This is a genomic window from Pedobacter sp. MC2016-15, from assembly GCF_026239695.1.
In the GTDB taxonomy this organism is placed as follows: domain Bacteria; phylum Bacteroidota; class Bacteroidia; order Sphingobacteriales; family Sphingobacteriaceae; genus Pedobacter.
In genome coordinates this window covers 247,348-266,932 of record NZ_JAPIVS010000004.1, presented here as the reverse complement: position 1 = coordinate 266,932, position 19,585 = coordinate 247,348, and the positions used below count along the sequence as shown (strand labels likewise).

The following is a 19,585-nucleotide window of genomic DNA, read 5'->3' as shown; positions in this document are numbered from 1 at the left end:
ACGTAATGAAAATTCGCCCGGCTTTTTTGTGCTTTTTATTTTTTTAGCGTCAAAAATAGCTGTAGTTAAGTTCATTTTATTTATAATTTTTATCATGTGTACCAAGATGGCTGAATAATTGATTATATATCGGTATTCACTTATATTGTATATGAAAATAGCTTATATATCGACGTACCCTCCCCGTGAATGCGGTATTGCCACATTTAATAATAACCTTTTAAAAGCGATTGCCCACGATACCAAATCGGTGTCTGCAGACAGTTTTGTGGTCGCAATGACGGATTCAGAAGATCTCAGCACTTACGAATACCCGAGCGAAGTTCAGTACAGCATCAGACAGGAAAATCAGAAAGACTATATCAGGGCTGCTGATTATATCAACACCAGTTTAACAGATGTATGCATTTTAGAACACGAGTTCGGAATTTTCGGCGGTGAGAGCGGTGTATATATTCTACCATTGATCGCACGTTTACAAAAACCTCTGATCACCATTCTGCATACGATCCTAAAAGATCCGTCATACATGCAACTGACCATTATCAGGGAAATTGCGAAATATTCTTCAAAGCTGGTAGTGATGAGCCACCGTGCTGTGGGATTTCTGACGAGCATCTATGGAATTCCTGAAGATAAAATCAAACTGATTGAACATGGGGTTCCGGATCTTGAACCTAAATTGAATAATGAAGTTAGAAGTTCAGCAACTTTTAAAGATAAAAAGGTACTGTTTACTTTTGGACTGATCAGTCGTAACAAAGGTTTGGAGACTGTGATTGAGGCACTGCCGAAAATTGTAGCCAAGAACCCGGATGTGCTCTATGTGATCCTGGGTACTACCCACCCCGGGGTTATAAAAAACTCCGGAGAGGAATACAGGGACAGCCTGAAAAGACTGGCCAAGAAACTGAATGTGGAGAAAAACCTCATTTTCATCAATAAATTTGTTTCCGAGGAGGAGCTGTACGACTACCTTACAGCGGCTGATATGTATATCACGCCTTACCTGAATGAAGCACAGATTACCAGCGGAACCTTATCATATGCCGTTGGAGCTGGTGCCGCAGTGATCTCTACGCCGTACTGGCATGCTCAGGAGCTGCTGGATGAAAACCGCGGTAAATTGTTTGATTTTAAAGATGCTGATGCGCTTTCAGATATCGTTAATGATTTGTTCGAGAATAAAGATCATCTCGCAGAACTGAAAAGCAACGCTTATAACTATGGCTTGCATTTGCGCTGGCCTACTACAGGAAGTGTATTTATCAATACCCTGCAGGAAGCAATTACAGATGCACAACAAATTCAGGATATCAATAAACCGATCGTTGACCCTGATATGATGCCTGCTTTCAGCATGGCACACATCCAGCGCTTGACGGATGATACAGGAATTGTACAGCACGCCAAATATGGTATTCCTAACTTAAAAGAAGGATACTGCGTAGATGACAACTCCAGGGCGTTGCTGATGGTAACGATGGCATGGCAGCAGAACAAAAGCAAGGTTGCCCTCGAATTGTTGCCTGTATACCTGAGTTATATTCAATATATGCAGCTTGACGACGGAAACTTCAGAAATTTCCTGAGCTTTAGAAGAGAGTATCTGGATGAGGTTGGAACTGAAGATTCCTTCGGCCGTACAATCTGGTCTTTAGGTTACCTGATTAACAATGCTCCGAATAATTCATACAGGGAATTTGCAAAGGAACTTTTTATTAAGTCGGTTCCACATTTTGATAAACTCAGACACCTGAGAGGACTGGCCAATACGATGATCGGATTGAGCAGTTACCTGAAATCACAACCTTATGATGATTATTTCATCAATGAGCTGAATAAGCTGGCTATCCCTTTAAAGGCTGCCTACAATGCTCATAAAGGCGATGACTGGCATTGGTTTGAGGAAAAACTAACATATGACAATGCCATATTACCACTGGCACTTTTATCACACTACGAAACCACGCAAGATCAGGAATCACTTGCTATAGGTCTTGAAAGTATGGAATACCTGACAGCAAAAACGCTGGACAAAGGATACCTGAATCCGGTAGGTAATGATGGCTGGCTGCACCGCGGTGAAGAAATGGCGATCTATGACCAGCAGGCGATTGAAACTATGGCCATGGTGCTGATGTACTTCAAGGCTTATGAGATTACGCACGACCTGAAATATATCAGCCAGATGTACCTGAGTTACCAATGGTTCCTTGGAGAAAACAGTCTGAGATTGCCTCTTTACGACTATGAGACAAAAGGTTGTGGCGACGGTATCCAGCCTTATGGCATCAACAGGAATCAGGGTGCAGAAAGTACGCTGGCCTACTGGATATCACACCTTACCGTGCTGAAGTCGCTTGAATTTGAATACGAGTTCAGTGCGAAAAAAGATGCTGCTGCGCCATTGAAAGAAGAGGCGGTTTAATGAAGTTAGCCGTTTTATCGCCTGTGGCATGGAGAACTCCTCCGCGCCATTACGGCCCATGGGAACAAATGGCATCAAACCTCACCGAAGGTTTGGTTGCCGCAGGACTGGATGTAACACTGTTTGCAACCGGAGATTCTATAACTTCCGCCACGCTCAAAAGCGTGGTGGAAATTGGTTATGAGGACCAGCGCGGACAGGATGCTAAGGTGCTGGAATGTTTGCATATTAGTAACCTGATGGAGCAGGCCGATGAGTTCGACCTCATCCATAACCATTTCGACTTTCTGCCTCTCACGTATTCAGGTCTGATCAAGACTCCCCTGATTACCACTATCCATGGTTTTTCTTCAGAGCGAATTATACCTGTATATCAAAAATATAACCACAGGGGGCATTATGTATCCATTAGTGATGCCAACCGCCATCCTGACCTGGATTACCTGGCTACAGTTTACAACGGACTGGATACCTCCAATTTCAGCGTAAATCCTGAAGCAGGTGACTATCTGCTGTTTTTTGGGAGAATACACCCTGATAAAGGGACATCGGAAGCCATTCAGATTGCGCTGAAGAGTAAAAGAAAACTCATTATTGCAGGGATCATTCAGGATGAAAACTATTTCAATGAGAAGGTTAAACCCTTCCTCAGCGAGGATATTGAGTTTATCGGCTCTGCAGGTCCGGAAAAGAGAAATGAACTTCTGAGGGGAGCCTATGCGTTGCTGCACCCGATCAATTTTGATGAACCTTTTGGTCTGAGTGTGGCCGAAGCCATGTTATGTGGCACACCGGTCATTGCTTTTAACCGGGGATCGATGCCAGAACTTATTAAACATGAAGAAACCGGTTTCTTAGTATCGAATGTTGAGGACGCAGTAAATGCTGTTGCTAATACACATTCAATCAACAGAGCATATTGCGCTGAATGGGCAACACAACAATTCTCAAAAGAAAAAATGGTAGAAGACTATCTAGCCCTCTACCATCAGATTTTATAACGCTTTAGAAGTTTTTCTGGCTTTTGCGGGCGCCGGTACAGGAACAGTTTCCTGTATTGGTTCTTCCGCAGATTTCAGCAGTTTCTCCAGTAGCAAGTCTATTTTTACCGTTGCGAATGAAGAACAGTAGTCTGATAAACCATAAGGGATGATCAGCTCGCCATTGTGGATAATCGAACCACAAGAGTACAATACATTCGGCACATATCCTTCTCTCTCATCATTGTTTGGTATCACGAGAGGTTCAGTTAAACGTCCAATCTCTTTTGAAGGATCTTCCAGATCAAGTAAGCTAGCTCCAAGTACATATCTGCGCATTGGCCCCACTCCATGTGTAATGATCAGCCATCCAGCCTCTGTTTCTATCGGAGAGCCACAATTACCGATCTGGATAAATTCCCAGGGAAACTGTGGATGCTGTAGTTTGACAGGGTTGTCCCAAACGGTAATCTTATCAGAATACATAAGGTAGTTATTCCAGCCATCGATACGGGAGATCATCGCATATTTACCATTGATCTTGCGCGGGAATAAGGCCAGGTTTTTATTGGCAGCTCCTGCCCCGTGCAACGGACTGATCTTGAAGTCATAAAAATCCGTTGTCTGCAGTAGTTTAGGCATAATCATAGCACCATCAAATGCCGTATAGGTTGCGTAGTACACTACACTGCCGTCTTCTTTGATAAAACGTACAAACCGGGCATCTTCTATTCCCTTACGTTCAAATTCTGAAATCGGGAAGATGACACGGTCAGATATATCGGTATCCCTGGAGAAACTGATCTCATGATAGGTATCAGACAACCAGAGTACTTTATCATATTCCAATTTCCTGAGATCATCTTCCTGCAGGTTTTTAGAATCCAGGATGATCCTTCTAAGGATGGTATAATCAAATTTATCTTCGAGCTTGGCACCCAGCTCATCCAGAATATTAAGGTCGATCCTGGAATCCGCAGCTTTTTTAAGAAACAGCTTTTTGTTGTAAACTGCATTACGGACAATCTCTGCCTCATCAATGTAGTTTCCGGCAGGCTGTACCGTGATATTGCCATTGATGTCGATCAGTGCCCTTCTGAAGACTACAGAGGAGATGTGTCCTTCTCCCACAGCCCTGAAGCTGATGATCAGTCTTCTTTCGCCCTCAACGAGCTCTGACTGGTCAGGGTCTTCTACCACTGAAGGGTTAAAGAAAGCAGCCGACTCAATCGAGTACTCATGAGTGAAATAGGATCCCAGCAACAAGCGTTGATATTTACTCAGGCTTTCATAATCGATATCGAGTTCATCCAGCACATACTTGATCTTTTTGCAGTTGCGGGCAAGTATCTTGGTGATGTTTCTATGGCGCTTGGAATATTCCTGCAGCAGCGGCGAAATGAGACCGAATACTTCACTTTCCGGTAAGGCTACAACTCTTCTGATTACTTCTCTGGCCCGCTCATCTCCGTTAAAAAAGAATCTGGCAATAACGCGCTTCGGATCAGGATATACTTTTATAGGTTTTCGTTCAATGTATAGTCTCATAATACAGTAACATTAGTAAGTGGCATAAAGGTTTTAATGAAGTTAGATTTTTTTATTTGAAACCCTCCCATTTTAATTCAATTACTACAACGAGATTAAAATACGATTAAAAAAACTGACACTAGAATCTGACAGATTAACAAAGAAAGTCAAACTGTCCGAAAAGCAGACAAAGTTAATTTGATGTTAAAATTATGTTAATTGTCACGTCAAAATAATAAGAGCCAAACTAAAACATTTTATCTTACTATCCGATAGCGATTTAGAAAAAATGCCTTTTCCAGTTTGCAATGAAGGTTATTCTTTGGCATCAGTGTTGACTATATGCCAAACATAGTCAGGCATTAAAACCAAGAGCCTGGCTGATTTATAAATTAAAAAGCAACAAAATGAAAAAATTATTATTATCCCTGTTAGCTGTTTCAGCTTTAGCATTCACCACTCAGGCACAAACTGAAAAAGGAAACTTTATGGTTGGTGGTAACGTAGAATTCAACTCAGGAAAAACTGACGGAAATCCTAAATCGGACATCAATTTCTCTGTTGTTCCAAGCGTAGGTTACTTCATTACAAATGACATCGCTGTCGGTACAGGAATCGGTTACCAGTTTGCGAAAGATTATAACTACACAACAATTAACCCAACAACAGGTTTTTCTACAAAAACATCTGCTTTCGTAGTAAGTCCATTTGTACGTGGTTACAAAGGAATCACTGAGCAATTCAAATTCTTCGGACAATTGTCAGTTCCAATGTCATTTGGTAACACAAAAGCAGGAGATGTTAACGGTGATAACTTCACTAAAGTGAGCAAAAACAACAACGTAGGTGTTGCTTTATCTCCAGGTTTCGCCTTCTTCCCAAGCAAAAAATTCGGTATCGAGTTTTCAGTTAACGGAATTAGCTACAATGATTTCAATGCTAAAGATGCAAATGACGTGAGCACTGGCGGAAGCAAAAACTTCAACATCGGTGCAAACTTCTTTGCTCCAAAAATCGGTGTTCAGTTCTACTTATAATATGTAGAGATTCTACACATTTAGTTTTTGAGAAAAGCCCTGGTATGATGAGGTACCAGGGCTTTTTTGTTTATTTATTTCTTTCTATTTCCCTGTCCATTTCAAGGATATCCACTTCCGCGGCATGACTAAAATCGCCGATCAGGTATTTATTAAAATGATCTGCCAGCTTCCAGAAGGCATATTCTGTCATCGCACCAAAGGCATGACGCGCGCCCGGAACAATTACAAACTCAAATCTCTTCCCTGCTTTCATGAGCTCTGCTGCAAGTTTGATTGAATTGGCAGGATGCACATTGTTATCCATATCTCCAGCCATCACCATCAAATGACCTTTTAAATTCTTTGCGAGGTCGGGATTTTTATCGATGGAATATTTGAAAGTCGTATCGCCTTTGGCAGAAACAATCTCTTTTACTCCATGGTGTTTCTCACTCCACCATCTGTTATAAATACTATTGTCATGGTTCCCTGCATTGGAAACTGCAGCTTTGAAGAAATCAGGATATACCAGCATCGCAGCTGTAGACATAAATCCACCGCCGGAATGTCCTGTGATCCCTACCCTGCTGGCATCGATATAGCTAAACCTGTCGGCCAGCTGCTCTACCGCTGCCTTTTTATCCGCCAGTCCGTAGTCACGCAGGTTTCCATAGCCGTAAGTATGGTACCATTTTGAACGTGCAGGGTTACCGCCACGGTTTCCTACAGTAATGACCACATAACCAAATTGCGCAAGGCGGTCAACCCTGTCCATGCTTTTATTGAACGACTTGTTCACAGCCTCTGTCTGTGGTCCCGGATAAACATATTCAATAATCGGGTACTTCTTCTTTGGATCGAAATCAAAGGGTTTATACATGACCCCATAAATGTCTGTCAGGCCATCATCTGCCTTCACCTTAAATGTTTCAGGAAACTTATAACCTGTAGCCATCAGCAGAGATAGGTCGGCCGTCTCCAGTGTCATCACCTTCATCCCGTTCCTGTCCAGCAATACCGACTGCGGTACGGTGTTCACCCTGGAGAAGTTATCTACAAAGTAAGAAGCTTCATCATTCATATTTACCAGATGGTCAAAATCACCGGCATTCAGTAATTTAAGACCCGAACCATCAAAATTTATCTTATACAAATGCACGTAGTAGGGATCTTCTTTTGCTTCCCTGCCATTCGCGGTAAAATAAAGCACCCGGCTTTTCTCATCTATGTTTACAATATTCTCACAGTGAAAAGAACCTCTGGTAATCTGGTTTTTTAATTTGCCCTTTGCATCAAAAAGGTAAAAATGTGCCCATCCATCGCGCTCAGACCAATGGATAATCTCTCCGGTATTTTTTACCAGTCCCGGGCGGTTGATCTCCACATAGGTATTAAAACGCTCGTCGATCACAGGCGTTACCACACCGGTATTGATATCGGCGGCACAAATGTCTACCCTTTTCAGATCCCTGCTTGTTCTTGACAGGTATAGCTTACTGTTATCACCCAGCCATAAACTTGGCCTGAACTCATTGTCTCTGTCCTTATTGAGCGCAGGTGCGGGCCAGACGGAAACACTCTGATCTTTAAAAGCAGCTACATTCAGTTTTTTAAAGGATTTGGCAGCAAAATCAAACACCAGAATTTCATTCTTCGGCGTTTCCTTATCTCCCGGCATCTCATATTTGTACGTTTCAAGCGTTGGTCTTGGTGAAGCCGTGTTATTGATTACCCAGAGGTCCTTTACCAGACGAGAATCCTCCCTGTTGAGCACAAAATGTTTGGCATCGGGCGACCACATCACACGTGCAGGTCTTCTCTTTTTATTTTTCTTTTCATTTTCCACGTTATCTTCCCCGTCGCCATCGGCGCCGTACGCATAGAACTTGACACCATCTTTAGTCAGCTGATGTTCTACAATCGTACTGTCATCCTCATTCTTCACCGCCTTCAGGTAATTAACTTTGTCCATCCAGTACAGGTTATAGTTACGGGTAAAGATCACGGCCGATGAATCCGGTGCTACCGATCCCCATTCTGGTTTCGCCTTTGGCTTTTCGTAGTTCTTCACTTCTGTCAGTCGCGCTGCAGCAAGGTCGTAGTTGAAGAAAAAGATCTTCTTCTGCATAGAATCAGCAGCCTTCTTATCTTTTCTGTCTTTCTTCAGTTCTTCGATAGAGCTTTTCAGTTCGAAGCTGATACTCTTCTCATCTTTTGAAAACTTCAGGTTTTCGATCGGCAGATGCTGGGCATCAAAAGGATCGCGGATGATGGTGGTTATTTCTGCAGCGAGTGTGACTGTATTGAACAGCGTTTTTTTGCTTCGCTGTGCCGGGTCGACCATATACCACTGTTTGCCTGCGGGTGTTTCATATTCGTACCAGAAGCGCTTGCTTAGTTTTAACCAGTGCGGATCAACCGCGATGGAATATACCATCTTTTTGATTTTCTCAGGTGAAAAGCGCGATGCCAGCTGGTAGTTAGCTTTAGGAGCATCAGTAACAGCTTCGGTCAGGGTAAAAGTTCTGGACTGTGCACAGACACTGAAAGATATGGAAGCGGAAAGTAAGATAGATAGGTATAATTTCTTCATGAATTAAATTTATAAAAGCTTCTAAATTATTTAATAAAAATCTATAAAGTGGACAACTACTGTAATATCTTAGCTAGTTATCCTCAGAAATGAAATGCTTTGGAATTATGTAGCATATTGCCTGCTGATTTCATAGTTTTGCAGCCACAAATAAATATCAATTACCTTAATGAAACATTATATCTTATCTATCATTGCAGCAGCACTGTTATTGAGTGCCGGCTGTCAGTCAAAATCTAAAAGCGCCGATAACAATGCTGCTGCAGATACCACCACTCAAACTTCTGCCTCTGCAGCTCCGGCATCGACAGCAAAAGCCGTAGATATCTCAGGTGTAAAAGTAGCAGATGCAAAAACCATTTTAGCACGTAAGCAAGTACCGATCCTGTGTTATCACCAAATCCGCGACTGGAGAGCGACCGATTCTAAAACCGCTAAAGATTATATAGTGCCGATTGATGTTTTTAAAGCACAAATAAAAATGCTGGCCGACAGCGGTTACCATACCATCCTGGCTGATCAGCTTTACGATTACCTGAACAATGGCACTCCCCTGCCGAGCAAACCTATCGTATTGACATTTGATGATACCGACCTGGACCAGTATACCATTGCTGCACCAACGCTGGCAAAATATGGATATAAAGCTATGTACTTTGTAATGACGGTTTCTTTAGGAAGACCTAACTACATGAGCAAGGCACAGGTGAAAGAACTTTCTGAGAAAGGGAATGATATCGGATCACATACCTGGGACCACCACAATGTAAAGAAATACCAGGGCAAAGACTGGGAAACTCAAATTGATAAACCTACCAAAACTTTAAAGGAAATTACCGGTAAGGATATTCATCATTTTGCTTATCCTTTTGGATTATGGAATCCTGAAGCGATTCCGGAATTAAAGAAAAGAGGATTTAAAACTGCGTTCATTCTGTCTACTAAACGTGATGAAAATGATCCGCTTTTCACGATCAGAAGGATCATCGCCAGCGGTTACTGGACACCAAAAACTTTAAGCAACAGCATAAAAAACAGTTTTTAACAAATAAAAACAAAATTAATTTATAGCCCTTCAATTTAGTTTGAAGGGCTTTTTTTATGTCATTCAGGGGGAACCGGCAAAGCCTTAAAACTCAATTGTGTAGCGCATGAGCATTAGACTTCGTTTTTATAGATGTTTGATATGCATATCATCAAAAAACGCACAGAACAGATCAGCTGTGAATACTTTTATTAACCAATTGATAATTTTAAATCAGAATTTATGAAAATCAAATCTGTTATTGTTGCGCTCTCCATACTTCCTCTTCTATTTTCATGTAAAGATGATAATGACAATGTATCTCCCGGACAAGGGGGAATAAATGATAGTTTCAATTCTTCAACGCAATCCTGGCAGGGTGATTTCGCAGATTACCCTAAAGACAGTGATGCTTTTTATGAACTTAAATTCTCACATGAGAACCTGCCGGCGCCATTGAACCAGTCGTCCAAAGGCCTGTTCCTATCTGGCAATAACCATAGCGATGATCTTTTCATGTTCATCAAAAAGAAAGTATCTGGTCTGCAACCTAACCAGACCTATAAAATGAAGATCGATGTAGAACTGGCATCCAATGCCAGGAGCTCCGATTTCGGGGTCGGTGGCAGCCCGGGTGGCAGTGTCTATATTAAAGCCGGGATGTCTGTAAAAGAACCAGCCAAGGTGCTTGATAACCAGAATTACTATCGCGTAAATATCGACAAAGGCAATCAGGCTACCGGAGGTGCCGATGTGGTCGTCCTCGGCAATATAGATAACGGAGATAAACCGGAATATGCTTTAATCAAACGTTCCGGAGAATTTACCGGCAAGACTGATGACAAGGGTGAAGTTTGGGTCATGGTAGGCACAGACTCAGGATTTGAAGCTGTAACGGCACTTTATTATACCAAAATAGAGGCTTCCTTTGCGGAGGTAACGGAATAACCGGAAGGTAAACAAGATGCGAAACCCTTGTTAGTAAATAGCAAGGGTTTCGCATCCTGTTACTGGATATCCTTAATAGTATATTCGTTCTGATTGAATTTGAGAGATTCCCCAGTTTTCTTTCCGATCAGCAGCTGTCCTATCGGCGAGGCAGCGGAAATGGCAAAAACAACTTCGCCCTCCACGTGGAGTTGTCCGGCACTGATGCTGATATAAAAAATACCTTTAGAAGTAAATACCAGACTCCCGTTTCGCACACTGTCATCCCCTGCAGGCACATGCTCCAGCGAGGTCAGCAATGCTAAATTCCGCTGCCCGTCAAACAGGAGGTTCTTATTTCTTGCAATATCCTGCTGCATCATTTCACGGGTAGTCTCAAACTTATCGCCTGCACTGCTTTTGGTGTCATCATTACTGGCTTCCTGCGCCTGCTTCAGGGCAGTTTCTGCCGTATCAATCCGCTGCAGCACAAAGTCCATACAGCGCTGGTAGATCTGACTTTTTATTCCTCTATCCATCTCACCTTGTCTTGTATCGGGCCACGTTTGGCCGGCCTTGGGGCTTCATTATGGAAACCCATGAAGAACAAACCAAAACACCTTTCATTCTCTGCCATATTGAAATAGGCCGGCAGCTGGTCGATCGTTCCCGGTGAGCTCCAGTAGGCACCAATATTCAGGGCTTCGGCTGTTAATGCCATATTTTGCACGGCACAGGCAAAAGCTGCAATTTCTTCCCACTCAGGAATCAGGTCAGGATGAAGCTGCGCGTTCAGGATGATGATAGCGTTCGACTGGTCTGCTTTCTCCACCAGGGCTTCATATTTCTTTTGCAGGAATTGATGCGGGGGGGTCTGCTCCTGGTATAAACGTGCCAGTTCCAGTCCGAATTTATGTTTACCCTCCTTACGCAGGACGATAAAACGCCATGGTTCTGTTAATTTATGTGTAGGTGCATAATTTGCACTTTCCAAAACCTTCAAAATTAATTCATCAGGAATTTCCTCCCCGGTGTAGCTTGGCGGAAAAATGCTTCTCCGGCGTTCTATGATTGAACTGAGTATCTCTATTTCGTTTGCCATATATCGTGTAAAACACAAAAATAACATTTAAAGCCGAACTAATGAATCCGATCTCTTCCGGGCATTCTACTAAATAATCGTTACCTTTGCGGCTTATTTTTGTGCAATATGATTTCAGTATCTAATTTATCCCTGCGTTACGGAAAACGTACCTTATTCGAAGATGTCAATCTAAAATTTAACCATGGCAACTGCTATGGGGTAATTGGAGCTAATGGCGCAGGTAAATCAACCTTTTTAAAAATTCTTTCTGGTGAGGTTACCCAAACATCAGGCAGTGTAGCCTTTACACCGGGCGAGCGCATGGCAGTGTTGAAACAAAACCACTATGAGTTTGATGAGTTTTCTGTTCTTGAAACCGTAATGATCGGGCATAAAGAGCTGTATGACATCATGAAGGAAAAAGATGCAATCTACCTGAAAGAAGATTTCTCAGACAAAGACGGCGAACGTGCCGGCGAACTGGAAAACAGGTTTGCAGAAATGGATGGCTGGAACATGGAAAGCAACGCCGCAACCATGCTCAGCAACTTAGGTATCAAAGAAGAGTTTCACGGTAAACAACTAAAAGAACTTGACGGAAAGCAAAAAGTACGTGTGCTCCTTGCACAGGCACTTTTTGGAAATCCTGATATCCTACTGCTGGATGAGCCTACCAACGATTTGGACATCGATACTATCGCATGGCTGGAAAACTTCCTCGCAGATTATCAAAGCATCGTTTTGGTAGTTAGTCACGACAGGCACTTCCTGGATGCCGTTTGTACGCATATCGTAGATATCGACTTTAGTAAAATGAGTATCTACTCTGGTAACTATACCTTCTGGTATGAGTCGAGTCAGCTGGCATTGAAACAACGCAGCGACCAGAATAAGAAACTTGAAGAAAAAGTAAAGGAGCTGCAGGAGTTTATTCAGCGCTTCAGTGCGAATGCTTCAAAATCCAAACAGGCAACTTCACGTAAGAAGGCCCTCGATAAGATTGACCTTACAGAGATCAAACCATCCAGCCGTAAATACCCGGCTATCATGTTCAACAACCTGGGCAGGGAAGCTGGTGATCAGATCCTGCAGGTAGAGAAACTGTCCAAAACGGTAAATGGTGAAGTGATGTTCAAAGACATCAGTTTCATGGTGAACAAAGGCGACAAGATCGCTATCGTTTCACAAAACAGTTTGGCTACTGCTGCCTTCTATGAAGTGCTTACGGGCCGCGATCAGGATTTCAGCGGAGAGTTCAAATACGGAGTTACGATCAATATTGCGGATATACCAAATGATAACACTTCATACTTTGAAGGTAAGGATGAGAACCTGGTAGACTGGCTGAGAGAATATTCTGACACAGATAAAGACGAGCAGTTTGTACGGAGCTTCCTGGGCAGAATGCTGTTCTCTGGTGAGGAAGTATTGAAGAATGTGAAAGTGCTGTCCGGAGGTGAGAAAATGCGCTGTATGTTTTCACAGATGATGCTGAAACATGCGAACCTGTTGTTATTTGATGAACCTACGAATCACCTTGACCTGGAATCGATCACAGCCCTGAACAATGGGATGAAAGACTTTAAAGGAACGATCCTGTTTACGTCAAGGGATCATGCCCTTACAGAATCTGTAGCTACCCGTGTTATTGAAATCACGCCAAAAGGAACTATCGATAAGATGATGACCTATGATGAATATATCAACAGCGATGATGTTGCACAGTTAAGGGCAGAAATGTATAAATAACTGATATTCTTTAAATAATAAGAATGGGCATGGTAAACTTTATCATGCCCATTTTGTTTTATAGGAAATAATATCAGATCATGGAAAGAGAAGAAATAAAAACGCTGCTGGCGTCTATCGAACAACAAGTGAGCGCTTCCATCCTTGGAGGAATGGAAGAAACTTATAATGAACTGGAAAGAATGGGCTTTATCGCTTATCACTATGATGATGCCCATCCATCGGTAACAATCACCCAGAAAGGCCTGGACTACCTGGAAAACAACTAACAAAAGCATTTGCTATCAGCTCCGGCTATTGGTATATTTGTACCCCATGAAGACAAGTCCCGCCGACATATTAAAAGAGCATTCGCTGAAACACACCAAACAGCGTGTTCGTGTTTTGGAGGAAATTGCGATGGATACTGTTGCGATATCGCAGCCGGAGCTGGAGAAAAAATTGGGTAAGGAAATTGACAGGGTCACCCTGTACAGAATCCTGAATATCTATGAAGACAAAGGCATACTGCACCGCATCATGGATATGAATGGTACAGCCAACTATGCGATATGCTCACCCGCCTGTTCGGAAGAGCATCACCACGATGAACATGTACATTTTAACTGCACCAACTGTGCGAAGATATATTGTCTGGAGGTGAAAGTGCCAAAAATGACGATGCCTGGCGGTTTTAAAGCATCAACTGTTAATACTACCGCTTATGGCATCTGCGAGAAATGCAGCAAACTTAAAGCATAAAAAAAGGCGCAGAAATCTGCGCCTTTTTTATTAAATATATATTCCGGGAACTAGTGTCCAGAATGTCCGTCAGCACCATGTGCATGACCATGACTTAATTCTTCTTCAGTAGCTTCACGAACAGCCAGGATTTTTCCGCCAAAGATCAGGTTTTTACCAGCCATAGGGTGGTTTAGATCTACAGAAACTGTTTCTTCATGAATGGCAGTAACGCCAGCTCTGAAATGGTTTCCTTCATTATCCTGCAAAGGAATAACATCACCTACATTAGGTAAGTCAACATCCTTGAACATATCTTTTGGAAGATCAGCGAAAGCTCCCGGATCTTGTTCTCCGTAACCATCAGCTGCAGTCAATTCAAATTTATATTCATCACCAACATTCAGGCCAGCTAAATGCTCTTCAAATTTAGGCAACATCATGCCTGTACCGTATAAGAAAACCAAAGCATTTTGCTCATCAGCTTTTTCTACGAAAACTTGTTGTCCTTCTTCATTAGTCGTATGCAGTTCATACGTCAATGAAACCACTGTATTGGGTTTAATACTCATTGGAATCTTATTAAGTTAAATAATTTATTGTTTTACAACTGCTATTACAGACAGCTGAATTTGATTTATTGCGGCAAATATAGATTTTTGTTTCGTTGCTTTGTCTATCCTAACAAAGGAACATTCGAATTTGTTCCTGTTATTCCAAATTTCTCTTCCAAACTACAGTTTTACTTGATCAGCATCTGCTGAAAACTCAGGCTATCGCCCTTGAAAGCATTGAAATCAACGACATGACTGATTCCGGTGATCCTGGCTTTATCCGAATGTTGCCAGAATTGCCATTTGGTACCAGCGCCGGCCTTCAGTTCTGCCTGATAATAATGGGCGATCCAGAGCGGGTAACCATCAAAATACCCTTTCAGATAATCCCTGTAAAATACCAGTCCCGAATAGATGATCGGCTTCACCCCTGTCTTTTTCTCCACATGACGGATGAAATCACCAAGCTCGGCACGCATTTTCTCCGGCGTCTGACCACTCAGGTCTTCTACATCTACGACAGGCGGCAAATCACCCTCTTCAAACTTCACCGTCTGCAAAAAGAACCTGGCCTGCCATAATCCCGATTTCCTCGGAATAAAGTAATGGTAAGCCCCGCAGACAATCCCTGCCTTGGGTGCCTCTCTCCAGTTTCTCTGGAAATACGCATCCACACTCGATATTCCTTCAGTAGCCTTGATAAAGGCAAAAGTCACATGAACACTGTCTTCCTTCATCCCCTTTACCTTCTTCCAGTCGATTTTTCCCTGGTAAGAAGATACATCTATCCCATGGACACTGAAATTCCTGGGGATGCGTATGGCATAACTTTTATAACTCCGGTAGTTCGGGTCTTCCCCGATATCCTTGATCCAGCTGATCGAAGAGGTAAACAGTTTTAATACATAGCCATAATACAGTGGCGAAAACAGGATCAGCAGCAGTGCCGCAATCAGGAACTTCAGCTGCAGCGGCATCGGCTTTTTCTTTTTCTTTACAGGTACCTTCTTCCGTCTTGCTGCAGGCTTTGTTGTGCTGCCTGCAGCTTTGGAGGTACGTGTAGTTTCTGGTGCTGTAGCCCTCTTCAGGAGCTCCGTGGGTTTCTTTTTTATCGGTGGGGGCACGTCTTAAATTTATTTACTCAGTTCCGCAAAATACTTGTGAAACAAGGGTAAAGTCTCAATTCCCTTATAGTAGTTATAGATATCGTATTTCTCATTAGGGGAATGCAATGCATCACTGTTCAGGCCAAAACCCAGTAAGACAGATTTGATACCCAGTACGCTTTCAAACATGGCAACGATGGGAATACCACCCCCACCACGTGTTGGGATAGGTTTCTTACCAAAGCTGTCTTCAATTGCTTTTTCAGCCGCACGGTAAGCGATGCTGTCTGTAGGCGTCACCACAGGCTCGCCGCCATGCAGGTTTGTCACCTTCACTTTAACTGTCGCCGGTGCAATCTTTTCTATGTGGTTCTGGAAGAGAGCGGTGATCTCATCAGAACTTTGCTTAGGTACCAGTCGCAGGGAAATCTTTGCAGTGGCTTTTGATGGCAGTACTGTCTTTGCGCCTTCACCTGTATAACCACCCCAGATACCGTTGACTTCCAGGGTAGGTCTGGTACCAGTACGTTCTAAGGTAGAATATCCCTTTTCGCCCCATTCTTCAGCGATATCAAGATCTTTCTTATAGTCATCCAGATTGAAAGGGGCCGCATTTAAAGCATCCTTTTCATCCTGTGAAAGCTCAGCCACATTGGTATAAAACTCAGGAATGGTAATGTGGTTATTCTCGTCATGGAGAGAGGCAATCATCTGGCAAAGGATGGTGATAGGATTGGCTACTGCACCACCATAAATACCCGAATGCAGGTCTCTGTTTGGTCCTGTAACTTCAACCTCCAGATAAGCCAGGCCACGTAAGCCTGTATCTATTGAAGGGTTCTCCATGCTGATCATCGAGGTATCTGAAATCAATACCACATCTGCTGTCAGTCGCTCCAGATTGTCTTTTACAAAAGCTCCCAGGTTGGCCGAGCCCACTTCCTCTTCACCCTCGATCATGAATTTAACGTTACAGGCGAGTGTACCTGTCTTCATCATCAGTTCAAAAGCTTTTACATGCATATAGAACTGTCCCTTATCATCTGCAGAGCCTCTGGCATAGATCTTTCCATCGCGTACCGTGGGCTCAAAGGGAGGCGTATGCCATAACTCCAGGGGATCTGCCGGCTGCACATCGTAATGACCATACACTAATATCGTTGGCAGTGCCGGATCCAGAATCTTCTCGCCATATACAATAGGATAACCCGCAGTGGGGCAAACTTCTACCTGATCTGCACCAGCTTCCTTCAGTTTTTCAGCTACAAAATCAGCCGCTTTTAAGACATCTCCCCTGTAACTTGGATCTGCACTTACCGAAGGAAAGCGTAACAATTCGAACAACTCATCCAGAAAACGCTGTTTGTTCTCTTCAACATATTTTTTTATCTCTTGCATAACCTTTGAATTTGGACAAAGATATAGAATTGGAGCTCAAATAGCCAGTGATTGCCCGCCATTCAATTTACCAACATGTTGCGATAAGAGCCGGAGTTTTATTATTTTTGTAGCTTTAATATAGCAAAAACAGAATCAATTTGGATTACTTAGCAGGATTAAACCCTCAACAGCGTGCAGCAGTAGAAAACACCCAGGGACCAGCAATGATTGTTGCAGGTGCCGGATCAGGTAAAACCCGTGTAATTACCTACAGGGTGGCACATCTGATCGAGAAAGGTGTAGATGCATTTAATATTCTGGTACTGACATTTACCAACAAAGCGTCGAAAGATATGCGCGAGCGTATCTCAAAAGTTGTGGGTACTGAGGCAAAAAACCTCTGGATGGGTACTTTCCACTCTGTTTTTGCCAAGATCTTACGTGTAGAGGCCGAGAAGATTGGTTATCCTTCGAACTTCACCATCTATGACACGGACGACAGCAAAAGCCTGATCAGGGCCATCCTGCGCGAGATGCAACTGGATGATAAATTGTATAATGCAAACTTCGTCTATAACCGCATCTCTTCGGCAAAGAACAACCTGGTAAGTCACGTGGAGTACATGAATAGTGCGGAAATACAGGCAGAAGATGTCAGTAACAAACGTCCGATGCTGGGTGTGATCTACGAAACCTACACCAAGCGCTGCTTTAAGGCAGGTGCCATGGATTTCGATGACTTGCTTTTCAAAACAAATATCTTGCTGAAAAACCATCCTGATGTGCTCAACAAATACCAGCAGAAATTTAAATACCTGATGGTGGATGAGTACCAGGATACAAACTTTTCACAGTATACTATCGTGAAGAAACTCGCAGCAGCCTATCAGAATATATGTGTGGTGGGTGACGATGCGCAAAGTATCTACGGTTTCAGGGGAGCAAACATCCAGAATATCCTGAATTTTGAGAAGGATTATCCGGACCTGAAAGTGTATAAGCTGGAGCAGAACTACCGCTCTACCCAAAATATTGTTGAAGTAGCCAACAGCATCATTGCCAACAACAAAAACCAGCTGGAGAAGAACGTTTTCTCAGAAAACGAATCGGGCGACAGGATCAAGGTGTCACGTGCCTTCACAGATAATGAGGAAGGTAAAATTGTGGCCGAGGCGATCGTTCAGGACAGAAGTTCAAGCGGCTTAAACTATAATGATTTCGCCATCCTCTACCGCACAAACGCACAGTCGAGGGCCATGGAGGAGGCTTTGAGAAAACTCAATGTACCTTACAGGATCTATGGTGGTCTCTCTTTCTACCAAAGAAAAGAGATTAAGGATTTAATTGCATACTTCCGCTTAACTTTCAATCCCAGTGATGAGGAAGCGATAAAAAGGGTGATTAACTATCCTCGCAGGGGACTGGGTGATACGACGGTCGACAAAATCATTGTGGCGGCCGACCAGCACGATATCACCATGTGGGAAGTGATTCAGGACCCGCAGAAGTATATTGCAGGACGTATTGCCAATCAGCTGAATGATTTCGCGATGCTGATCAAAAGCTTCCAGGCAGAGTCAAAAAAGCTGGATGCCTATGAAACTGCATTGTACATCGCTCAGCATTCCGGTATCCTGAAAGAACTGCATACTGACGACAGTATTGAAGGCCGTAGCAGGTATGAAAACATTCAGGAGTTACTAAACGGTATTAAAGAATTTGCCGAGCGTGAAGATATTGAAGACCGCAGCCTGGCGATCTTTATGCAGGACATTGCCCTGCTGACTAATGACGACCGTGAAAGTGATAAACTGCAGGATACGGTATCAATGATGACGATCCACTCTGCCAAAGGATTGGAGTTTAAGAATGTATTTGTGGTAGGTCTGGAAGAAAACCTGTTTCCTTCACAGATGTCGCTCAATTCCAGAACAGACCTGGAAGAAGAACGTCGTCTTTTCTATGTGGCCATTACACGTGCCGAGAAAAAGCTTACGCTAACCTACGCCACTTCGAGATACCGCTGGGGAACGCTTACCAATTGTGAGCCAAGCCGTTTTATCAGCGAGATCAGTGCGCGCTACCTGGAATTGGAAACCGTAAAAGCGCCAAAGACGAGTATCAGCTCTGATAGTTTTGACGGGGAACGCCGCTCATGGTCGCAGCAAAGGGATACATTCAGCAAGCCTAAACCTGCCTCATCTGCAGGCAGCACCACTTCGGTTTCATCACCAAGACAAAAAAATACGATGTTGCCTACTGCGCATGTTCCTACACCAGGATTTACGCCGAATGCAGCGAATGAGTTTCAGAATGGTATGGAAGTTGAACATGAGAAGTTTGGCTTCGGTAAAATCATCAACCTGGAGGGCAACCTCCCGGATGTTAAAGCGACCGTTTTTTTCCAGGGATTAGGAAACAAACAATTGTTATTAAAATTTGCTAAATTGCGAATTGTAAAATAAGGTTTATCTTTAACCAAAATATG

16 protein-coding genes are annotated in these 19,585 nt (G+C 43.0%); 9 read left to right on the top strand and 7 right to left on the bottom strand.

From position 1 onward, the window contains the following. Positions 1–151 precede the first annotated feature (151 nt). Both OQY15_RS13815 and OQY15_RS13810 read left to right on the top strand, forming a co-directional pair. Positions 152–2,431: a glycosyltransferase family 4 protein gene (locus tag OQY15_RS13815; RefSeq protein ID WP_265792364.1), complete on the top strand. Its 2,280-nt coding sequence runs from the start codon at positions 152–154 to the stop codon at positions 2,429–2,431. Continuing rightward, positions 2,431–3,432: a glycosyltransferase family 4 protein gene (locus tag OQY15_RS13810; protein ID WP_265792363.1), complete on the top strand. Its 1,002-nt coding sequence runs from the start codon at positions 2,431–2,433 to the stop codon at positions 3,430–3,432. The genes OQY15_RS13815 and OQY15_RS13810 overlap by 1 nt, the downstream gene beginning before the upstream one ends. Here the strand turns inward: OQY15_RS13810 and OQY15_RS13805 are convergent. Further along, positions 3,427–4,959, bottom strand: a complete 1,533-nt coding sequence (locus tag OQY15_RS13805) for a glycoside hydrolase family 130 protein (protein WP_265792362.1) — start codon at positions 4,957–4,959, stop codon at positions 3,427–3,429. The two genes, OQY15_RS13810 and OQY15_RS13805, sit on opposite strands and share 6 nt — an antisense overlap. Before the next feature lie 389 nt (positions 4,960–5,348). Here OQY15_RS13805 and OQY15_RS13800 point away from each other — a divergent pair, with 389 nt between their 5' ends. Next, positions 5,349–5,978, top strand: coding sequence for an outer membrane beta-barrel protein (locus OQY15_RS13800; RefSeq protein WP_265792361.1), 630 nt, complete (start codon positions 5,349–5,351; stop codon positions 5,976–5,978). Between the two features lie 70 nt (positions 5,979–6,048). Here the strand turns inward: OQY15_RS13800 and OQY15_RS13795 are convergent, their stop codons facing one another. Further along, positions 6,049–8,553, bottom strand: a complete 2,505-nt coding sequence (locus OQY15_RS13795; RefSeq protein WP_265792360.1) for a DPP IV N-terminal domain-containing protein — start codon at positions 8,551–8,553, stop codon at positions 6,049–6,051. 169 nt (positions 8,554–8,722) lie between these two features. Here OQY15_RS13795 and OQY15_RS13790 point away from each other — a divergent pair, with 169 nt between their 5' ends. Further along, complete coding sequence (locus OQY15_RS13790) at positions 8,723–9,598, top strand: polysaccharide deacetylase family protein (protein ID WP_265792359.1); 876 nt, start codon at positions 8,723–8,725, stop codon at positions 9,596–9,598. 222 nt (positions 9,599–9,820) lie between these two features. Continuing rightward, positions 9,821–10,525: a hypothetical protein gene (locus OQY15_RS13785; RefSeq protein ID WP_265792358.1), complete on the top strand. Its 705-nt coding sequence runs from the start codon at positions 9,821–9,823 to the stop codon at positions 10,523–10,525. Positions 10,526–10,584: 59 nt separating this feature from the next. Here OQY15_RS13785 and OQY15_RS13780 read toward each other — a convergent pair whose 3' ends face one another. Both OQY15_RS13780 and OQY15_RS13775 read right to left on the bottom strand, forming a co-directional pair. Beyond that, positions 10,585–11,043, bottom strand: coding sequence for a 3-oxoacyl-ACP synthase (locus OQY15_RS13780; RefSeq protein ID WP_265792357.1), 459 nt, complete (start codon positions 11,041–11,043; stop codon positions 10,585–10,587). After that, complete coding sequence (locus OQY15_RS13775) at positions 11,028–11,606, bottom strand: nitroreductase (RefSeq protein WP_265792356.1); 579 nt, start codon at positions 11,604–11,606, stop codon at positions 11,028–11,030. Before OQY15_RS13775 ends, OQY15_RS13780 begins: the two co-directional genes overlap by 16 nt. A 108-nt stretch (positions 11,607–11,714) precedes the next feature. On the opposite strand from OQY15_RS13775, the gene OQY15_RS13770 reads away from it, so the two are divergent. The 3 genes from OQY15_RS13770 (at position 11,715) to OQY15_RS13760 (ending at position 14,078) form a co-directional block, all read left to right on the top strand. Then, on the top strand, positions 11,715–13,337 hold the full coding sequence (locus tag OQY15_RS13770; RefSeq protein WP_265792355.1) for an ATP-binding cassette domain-containing protein: 1,623 nt from the start codon (positions 11,715–11,717) through the stop codon (positions 13,335–13,337). A gap of 80 nt (positions 13,338–13,417) precedes the next feature. Beyond that, a complete protein-coding gene (locus tag OQY15_RS13765) occupies positions 13,418–13,606 on the top strand; it encodes a hypothetical protein (RefSeq protein ID WP_265792353.1) in 189 nt (62 codons plus the stop codon). A gap of 46 nt (positions 13,607–13,652) precedes the next feature. Next, entirely contained in the window at positions 13,653–14,078 is a 426-nt protein-coding gene (locus tag OQY15_RS13760) for a transcriptional repressor (RefSeq protein ID WP_265792352.1), read from the top strand. A gap of 50 nt (positions 14,079–14,128) precedes the next feature. Here the strand turns inward: OQY15_RS13760 and OQY15_RS13755 are convergent, their stop codons facing one another. From OQY15_RS13755 to OQY15_RS13745, 3 genes are all read right to left on the bottom strand, one after another. Then, complete coding sequence (locus OQY15_RS13755; protein WP_265792351.1) at positions 14,129–14,629, bottom strand: peptidylprolyl isomerase; 501 nt, start codon at positions 14,627–14,629, stop codon at positions 14,129–14,131. A gap of 170 nt (positions 14,630–14,799) precedes the next feature. After that, the gene (locus OQY15_RS13750; RefSeq protein WP_265792350.1) at positions 14,800–15,735 is read right to left on the bottom strand and encodes a glycoside hydrolase family 25 protein; all 936 of its coding nucleotides are present in this window, start codon (positions 15,733–15,735) and stop codon (positions 14,800–14,802) included. 9 nt (positions 15,736–15,744) lie between these two features. After that, entirely contained in the window at positions 15,745–17,115 is a 1,371-nt protein-coding gene (locus OQY15_RS13745) for a dipeptidase (protein WP_265792349.1), read from the bottom strand. A gap of 140 nt (positions 17,116–17,255) precedes the next feature. Between OQY15_RS13745 and OQY15_RS13740 the strand changes: the two genes are divergently transcribed. After that, positions 17,256–19,562, top strand: a complete 2,307-nt coding sequence (locus OQY15_RS13740) for a UvrD-helicase domain-containing protein (protein WP_265792348.1) — start codon at positions 17,256–17,258, stop codon at positions 19,560–19,562. Positions 19,563–19,585 lie beyond the last annotated feature (23 nt).

Coding starts and splice junctions, on each gene's coding strand:
- OQY15_RS13815 (WP_265792364.1), top strand. CDS start 152: ATGAAAATAGCTTATATATCGACGTACCCTCCCCGTGAATGCGGTATT.
- OQY15_RS13765 (WP_265792353.1), top strand. CDS start 13,418: ATGGAAAGAGAAGAAATAAAAACGCTGCTGGCGTCTATCGAACAACAA.
- OQY15_RS13785 (WP_265792358.1), top strand. CDS start 9,821: ATGAAAATCAAATCTGTTATTGTTGCGCTCTCCATACTTCCTCTTCTA.
- OQY15_RS13745 (WP_265792349.1), bottom strand. CDS start 17,115: ATGCAAGAGATAAAAAAATATGTTGAAGAGAACAAACAGCGTTTTCTG.
- OQY15_RS13790 (WP_265792359.1), top strand. CDS start 8,723: ATGAAACATTATATCTTATCTATCATTGCAGCAGCACTGTTATTGAGT.
- OQY15_RS13760 (WP_265792352.1), top strand. CDS start 13,653: ATGAAGACAAGTCCCGCCGACATATTAAAAGAGCATTCGCTGAAACAC.
- OQY15_RS13800 (WP_265792361.1), top strand. CDS start 5,349: ATGAAAAAATTATTATTATCCCTGTTAGCTGTTTCAGCTTTAGCATTC.
- OQY15_RS13810 (WP_265792363.1), top strand. CDS start 2,431: ATGAAGTTAGCCGTTTTATCGCCTGTGGCATGGAGAACTCCTCCGCGC.
- OQY15_RS13755 (WP_265792351.1), bottom strand. CDS start 14,629: ATGAGTATTAAACCCAATACAGTGGTTTCATTGACGTATGAACTGCAT.
- OQY15_RS13805 (WP_265792362.1), bottom strand. CDS start 4,959: ATGAGACTATACATTGAACGAAAACCTATAAAAGTATATCCTGATCCG.
- OQY15_RS13770 (WP_265792355.1), top strand. CDS start 11,715: ATGATTTCAGTATCTAATTTATCCCTGCGTTACGGAAAACGTACCTTA.
- OQY15_RS13795 (WP_265792360.1), bottom strand. CDS start 8,553: ATGAAGAAATTATACCTATCTATCTTACTTTCCGCTTCCATATCTTTC.
- OQY15_RS13780 (WP_265792357.1), bottom strand. CDS start 11,043: ATGGATAGAGGAATAAAAAGTCAGATCTACCAGCGCTGTATGGACTTT.
- OQY15_RS13775 (WP_265792356.1), bottom strand. CDS start 11,606: ATGGCAAACGAAATAGAGATACTCAGTTCAATCATAGAACGCCGGAGA.